Here is a 5,548-nt window from a genome sequence, read left to right as displayed (position 1 = left end):
CTTGCTCAAATCCACCTTCTCCACCCATTCGGGGTAGAATGTCGGCTCCCGGTTGGACCATCCCGCCGCCGTCGCCGCTGCCTCGCTGATCGACTGGAGCAGCGCGCGCCGCTTGTCGGGGTGGAGGTGCGGCAGGCTCGCCGCCGCGCAGAAGGCGCCGGGCAGCCATGGCCGCGCCCCCGCGCCCAGCAACCGTTCGTAAAGGAAGCGATAGGCCGAAAAGCTCGCAAGCCTGTCCTGCCCCAGGTCGAAGGCCGACACCGTCACCAGCGGGGCCATGAACGGCTCCACCTGCTCCAGGCCGCTGTCGTCGGGCACCCGCGCCTTGATCTCGTCCAGCCGTCCGTAGATGCGCGCCTGCGCCCGGATCGATGCTTCCTCCACCATGTCGCGCGACCACAGCTTCATCGCGTCGCGGCGATGCAGCCCGATGTCGAGCGAACGTCTGATGTAACGCTGCGTGGCTGACGGGAAGCTGGCGAATTCTCGCAGTTCCGCGAGGGTGACTGCCCCGTCCGCCGGTCTTGCACTGGTGCCCATATTCTTGCCCTCCGACTTGAAGTCGCAGGATGAAACATGCGCCCGCCTTGGTTACTGAAGGCTTAAGCGCCCGTTCCACCGCTGTTCAGCAAAGGGAACAGATTTCGTTGTGCGGTGCAATATGTATCTTATGTGACTGCGACGAAAAGATTATGTCCGGGCGCATTCCGTGCCCGTCCCCCGCCCTGACAGCGCTGGTCAGGTACAATGCCGGTCAGGCAAGGGCGGGCTGCCGTTCCAGCAGCCAGGCCAGCGCCTCCGGCGCTTTCGCGAAAATGCGCATATAGGATTGGGTCATTTCCCGCCTTACCTGAAGCGTGGCGATCGCGCTCGGCGTCACGATGGCGATGCGCGACGCGCGCGGAAACTTTCCATCCCCCAGATGTTCGCGGAACGCCGCCACCGCATGCTGCGGCTGAACGGCGCTGCGGCTCATGTCCATGCGCAGCAGATAGCCGGGCGCAAAGCGCTCCTGCGCGAATCGCGCCTTCACCTCGCGGGCGTAGGACGCGACGGTCGCGGGATCGAACAGGCCATGCCAGGCGATGTCCAACAGATTGATGTCGTGGCGAAAAAGAATGTCGTACATGCGGGGCCTCCCGACACGCTCATGCCGGATCGACCTTACCGAATCCTTATCCGCACAGGATTGACGCCGCTTGGCGCTGGCGCGCCCCGGTCAGGCGCCGGCGCGCTTTTCCAGCACGGCGCCGATCATCGCGCGCCATACCGCGACATCGCCTGCCTGCGCCATGTCGGCGTCCGGCTCGCGCAGCGTGTGCAAAATCGCATAGGCATCGTCGACATGGTCGGGCCAGGCCGCGTCCACCGCGCCGGCCGCATGGGGATCGCTGCCCTCGCCATTCAGGCTCAACTGACGCCCGGCCAGCACGCGGGCGATCCGTTCGATGGCTGGGGTGGCGGATGTCGGCATGGACTGTCTTGCTCCTCTCTGTGACGCGCCTTCCGGCGCAGCCTGCGGGCCGGCGGCGGTTTCGCTCTCTCGCGGCCAGCATAGCATAGTCAAAATCGCGCCGCTATTCAGTCCTCCTCCTTGTAGCCGGACGACGGCACCGGGTCGCCATGGCTGCCCGGCTTGGTGGACGATGGCGGGTCGGACGCATCCATCGAATCCTCTATTCCCTCGTCCAGCTTCTCGTCGGCGGACAGCGCATGGTCCTGATCGTCGCTGCAACGGTCCACCCCGGCTTCTTCCCGGCTGTTGGGGCGCACGCCCCGGTCCTTGGCTTCGTCGGTCATCCGATTTTTCCTCCTGGTCGCGATACGGGTTCGTAAGGATCAACGGATGGCCCCTTGCGCCGGTTCCGCTTCGACCAACGTTGACCGCGCTTCGACCAGCAACGCGTCGCCGCTACAGACATTTCCGCCTGACATGCGTAAAACAGGGGGATGAACGATATTGCCGAAGACGGCGATCGCGGCGTCGCGCCGGCGGTCGCGCTTTATTCCATATTGGGTTTCTGGTTCTTCTACACCGTCATCGTCAGCCTGCGCGCGGCCGTGATCGGCTTCGACGCCCAGTGGGAACTCGCCGCGCGCCGCATGGTGGTCGCGACCATCGGCATCATCGTCACCTGGATCCTCTATCTCGCGCTGCGCCGCTTCGATGGCAAGCCGCTGGCGGTCCGCATCGTCGCCGCCTTCTCGCTCGCCGCGCCCTTTGCCCTCGCGATGGCGGCGGCCAACTATTACATCTTCAACGTCTATGATCCGGTCAGCCTTTTCCCCGACGCCGAAACGAAGAAGGAGATGGCGGAGAAGGGATATTTCCTCATCTCCATCGTCGAAGACGCGATCAGCCGCTACTTCTTCCTGTCCGCCTGGGCCGGCCTCTACCTCGCGCTTGCCTATGCCAGCGAAGCGCACCGCACCGAACGCCGCGCCGCCCGGCTGGAACGCGCCGCGCAGCAGGCGGAACTGCGCTCGCTGCGCTATCAGGTGAACCCCCACTTCCTCTTCAACACGCTCAACTCCCTCTCCACGCTCGTCATGCGCGACCGCCCGGACGAAGCGGAAAGGATGATCCTGTCGCTCTCCAACTTCTACCGCACCAGCCTGACCGGCGATCCGCTGGACGATGTGCCGCTGGAGGAGGAAGTGCATCTCCAGAAACTCTATCTGGATATTGAGGCCGTGCGCTTCCCCGACCGGCTGACGACGCAGATCGACGTGCCCGACAGCCTGATGGACGCCTGCGTGCCCGGCCTCATCCTCCAGCCGCTGGTGGAAAACGCGATCAAATATGGCGTGTCCCGCACTTCCAGCCCCGTCACCATCCGCATCACCGCGCGCGCGGATGGCGACCTCATGCACATCGCGGTCACGGACGATGGCGACAATCCCCCCGGACCCGGCGACGCGGGCAGCGGCATCGGCCTTGCCAATGTGCGCGACCGGCTGATCGCCCGCTTTGGCGATGAGGGCCGCATCGTCTATGGTCCGCGGGAAGGGGACGGCTTTTCCGTGCTGCTCACCCTGCCCATCATCCGCCGGGGCTGCTGACCGACCATGACCAATCCAGCGTCATCCACCATCCGCACCCTCATCGTCGATGACGAGCCGCTCGCGATCGAACGGCTCCAGATGCTCTGCGCGCGCGAACCGCGCATCGCCCTTGTCGGCACCGCCACGGACGGCGAAGCCGCGCTTCGCCTGATCGAAGGGCTGAAGCCCGATCTCGTCATGCTCGACATCGCGATGCCGCTGCTGGACGGGATCGGCGTCGCCCGCGCGGTGGGCCGCATGGGCATCCGCCCCGCCGTCATCTTCGTGACCGCGTTCGAAGGGTTCGCGGTGGAGGCGTTCGACCTCGCCGCCGTCGACTATATGCTCAAACCCGTCGCCCATGACCGGCTGACCCGCGCGGTCGACCGGGTGGCGGTGGCGCTGCGCAACCGCGCGCCGGACGATGCCGCCGCGCCCCCCGCCCCGCCGGCGCCCGAATGGGCCGAGGAATTCTGGGTGCCCCACCGCAGCGAACTCATCCGCATCGCCGCCGACCAGATCGACCGCATAGAGGCGGAACGCGACTATATGCGCCTCCACGTGGCCAGCCACAGCTACCTCCTCCACCAGACGATCAGCAGCCTGGAGGAACGGCTCGACCCGCAGCAATTCGTCCGCCTGCATCGCAGCCACATCGTCCGCCGCGACCATATCGCCCGCCTGCGCCATGACGGCAGCGGCGTCTGGTTCGCCGCGCTCGCCGACGGCAGCGAAATCCGCATCGGCCGCACCTTCCTCGCCAATGCACGAGCGATGACGGGCCGCTGACCGGTCCTCATTGTCCACCGGCCGCAGAGCGATCGTGGTCAACGACGGTCCGACCCGCACGATGATCTACGCGGAATGGGGGAGGACCGTCATCGACCATTTCTAGCCGTCCAACGGGCTTTTTCGTCCTTCCTGATAGCGGACGATGCCAATCGCCTGTATACGAGAATGATGCCTGCTTTTGAGAAACTCGATCCTGTAATCGAAAAATGGGTCTCTATCCTCGGCACAAAGTTATTCACCGAGTCGGCGCATCGTCCTGCACGATTTTTTTACACCCCCGGTGATCCACCATTTGAATGTTTTCAGATTAGTGTCGCACCACCGAAATGGGGCCGCGTGAAGGTTCATGCGCGAGCCGTCGATACGAATGATGATGTGGAACGCGAACTAGAACAAGTTTGGAAGGGTTCGGTCGTCGAGCTAGACGACATGTTGGCGGCGGCAGTTGAAACGATCAACACTTGGAAAACGCGAACTCGCCAAGTGCCCGATCCTCCATCACCATGGTAAGGCATACCAATATGGCATGCGGTTCCATGCCCCCGATAAGTCTGCTTTCCTGGAAATGTGCGCTCGAAGCCGATGGTCTCCTAACCACCCAATTCCGTCACCCCAGCGAAGGCTGGGGTCTCAGGAGATGGTGAACATTATGGCCTGAGATGCCAGCCTGCGCTGGCATGACGGGAGGGAGAGACCGTCCGCTCTCCACCCATCCACGCCATCCCCACCCATTCCCCCAAACACAGAAAGGCCCGGCGTCCTCCGCCGGGCCTTTCCGCCTTCATGCCCCGGTGGTCGCCGGGGGAACGGCATGGCTTCCGTCAGTTCCCCACCACCGGGCGCGCCTCGCGCGTGGCGGGGGTGGCGTCGGCGTAGCGCTCCTTCGTTTCGGCGCGGGCGATCGCGGCGCTGACGCGCGACTGCACCTGCGCCACCGCCAGCTTGCGGCATGCCTGCTGTTCGGCCAGCGTCCCGTTGGAACAGACCCGCCCGGCCGCCCGGCTGATCCGCGCCTGCAGGTGCTGGCGCTGGTCCGCCTTGGTCAGGTCCAGGTCGCCATGATAGACCTCGGCGGTGCGGCCGTTGGACTGGAATGCGTTGATCTCCGTCGCGCTGGCGGCGCCGGCGGTCAGGGCTAGGGCGATGGAAGCGCTGGCGATCGCAGCGATCTTGAACGAAGCGGACATGGGCGTATCTCCTCAAAAATCTTCTGTGGCCGGAGCCGCGCGATATGGGGGGGGGCCGCGAGCACCGGGTGCGAACGGGGGGCCGCCGTCAAAGGGTCTGGAGGAAGACAGCGTCCGTCCCCGTTCGCCCTTCCTCTCTAGGCTCGCCGGGCAAGCGCCGCGCGCCTGCTTCGACCCGGGTGCGACGCGCGTCGGCCAACGACGCGGCGACCGACGAAGCGCCGGCCCGAAAGGACGAACGGCACGACGAACGACATCTGCCGCCGAACGAACGACAGCCATGCCGTAGCGGAAAGCGCAGATCGCAACGATCGGGTGAAAAACGAAAACGCCCCCGGCGCAAGGGAAGGCCGGGGGCGTATCCAGGCGCTGTCGGGCACACCGGATGCAGGAAATCCGTCAGGGACGAAACGACGCCATCGGCGCTGAACCTCGGGTGAACCGCCCCTGTCCTGCGCATCCTACTCCAGCGCCACGCCGCTGCCCCACCCCTTCGACAACCCGCCCGCGCGACAAGCCAGACG

The 5,548-nt window shown here is 65.3% G+C and carries 8 protein-coding genes; 3 read left to right on the top strand and 5 right to left on the bottom strand.

Annotated elements, in window-relative coordinates:
- The 4 genes from AX724_RS05790 to AX724_RS05775 all read right to left on the bottom strand — a co-directional run.
- Positions 1 to 540 (bottom strand): hypothetical protein (locus tag AX724_RS05790; protein ID WP_066764300.1); only part of this gene is annotated, 540 nt, incomplete at its 3' end.
- A 214-nt stretch (positions 541 to 754) separates the two neighbouring features.
- The gene (locus AX724_RS05785) at positions 755 to 1,129 is read right to left on the bottom strand and encodes a hypothetical protein (protein WP_066764298.1); all 375 of its coding nucleotides are present in this window, start codon (positions 1,127 to 1,129) and stop codon (positions 755 to 757) included.
- A gap of 90 nt (positions 1,130 to 1,219) precedes the next feature.
- Positions 1,220 to 1,474: a hypothetical protein gene (locus AX724_RS05780; protein WP_066764297.1), complete on the bottom strand. Its 255-nt coding sequence runs from the start codon at positions 1,472 to 1,474 to the stop codon at positions 1,220 to 1,222.
- 107 nt (positions 1,475 to 1,581) lie between these two features.
- Positions 1,582 to 1,800 (bottom strand): hypothetical protein, encoded by a 219-nt coding sequence (locus AX724_RS05775; protein WP_066764296.1) that lies wholly within the window; start codon positions 1,798 to 1,800, stop codon positions 1,582 to 1,584.
- Positions 1,801 to 1,950: 150 nt separating this feature from the next.
- Between AX724_RS05775 and AX724_RS05770 the strand changes: the two genes are divergently transcribed.
- The 3 genes from AX724_RS05770 to AX724_RS23285 all read left to right on the top strand — a co-directional run bounded on the left by AX724_RS05770 (position 1,951) and on the right by AX724_RS23285 (position 4,347).
- Positions 1,951 to 3,063 carry a sensor histidine kinase gene (locus AX724_RS05770; RefSeq protein ID WP_066764293.1) on the top strand — a complete coding sequence of 371 codons (1,113 nt, stop codon included), beginning with the start codon at positions 1,951 to 1,953 and terminating at the stop codon, positions 3,061 to 3,063.
- 6 nt (positions 3,064 to 3,069) lie between these two features.
- Entirely contained in the window at positions 3,070 to 3,834 is a 765-nt protein-coding gene (locus tag AX724_RS05765) for a LytR/AlgR family response regulator transcription factor (RefSeq protein WP_066764292.1), read from the top strand.
- A gap of 75 nt (positions 3,835 to 3,909) precedes the next feature.
- The gene (locus AX724_RS23285; RefSeq protein ID WP_156448007.1) at positions 3,910 to 4,347 is read left to right on the top strand and encodes a hypothetical protein; all 438 of its coding nucleotides are present in this window, start codon (positions 3,910 to 3,912) and stop codon (positions 4,345 to 4,347) included.
- A gap of 311 nt (positions 4,348 to 4,658) precedes the next feature.
- Here the strand turns inward: AX724_RS23285 and AX724_RS05760 are convergent, their stop codons facing one another.
- Entirely contained in the window at positions 4,659 to 5,024 is a 366-nt protein-coding gene (locus AX724_RS05760; RefSeq protein ID WP_066764290.1) for a UrcA family protein, read from the bottom strand.
- Positions 5,025 to 5,548: the final 524 nt, after the last annotated feature.

It is taken from the genome of Sphingobium sp. CCH11-B1 (assembly GCF_001556865.1).
In the GTDB taxonomy this organism is placed as follows: Bacteria; Pseudomonadota; Alphaproteobacteria; order Sphingomonadales; family Sphingomonadaceae; genus Sphingobium.
This window is presented reverse-complemented; position numbering and strand designations above follow the sequence as displayed.